Below are 531 nucleotides of genomic sequence, written 5' to 3' on the forward strand. Positions count from 1 at the left end.
CGGGTTCTAATAGGTTGCCACCAGCAGTGACGACTTGGCCATCTGAGTTAACCTGGAACTGCCCATCTCGGGTATAACTGGTCGAGCCATCTGGCAATATAACTTGGAAAAAGCCTCTACCATTAACGGCTAAATCGAGAGCCTGGTCAGTCACTTCTAAGGAGCCTTGGGTAAATTGCTTAGTCGTCCCTTCGATCCTGACACCCGTACCGAGCTGGAGACCAGATGGTAATTGAGAGTTTTGTGAGTTCAAGCCACCTGGCTCTCTTTTCACCTGATACAACAGGTCCTGAAAAACCGCTTCATCACGCTTAAAGCCAACCGTACTAGCATTCGCCAAGTTGTTGGAAATCGTGGTCAAGGACATATCTTGTGCACTTAGACCGGTTTTACTGACATAAAGAGCTGGATGCATGATGCTTCTCCCAAATTGAAATTCTACTGCGAATCAATCAGACCTGAAGCGTTTAAGGGCTATCTGTGATACCCCTTATTTAAAGCTAGTAAGCAAATACCGCTAACGAAGCAGTC

1 protein-coding gene is annotated in these 531 nt (G+C 46.5%); it reads right to left on the reverse strand.

All coding sequences use genetic code 11. The annotated features are described in order from the left end of the window. On the reverse strand, window positions 1-415 hold a 415-nt coding region (locus A3761_RS06330), incomplete at its 3' end, for a flagellar hook-basal body complex protein (RefSeq protein ID WP_156491672.1). Between the last annotated feature and the right edge of the window lie 116 nt (window positions 416-531).

It is taken from the genome of Oleiphilus sp. HI0123, from assembly GCF_001635315.1.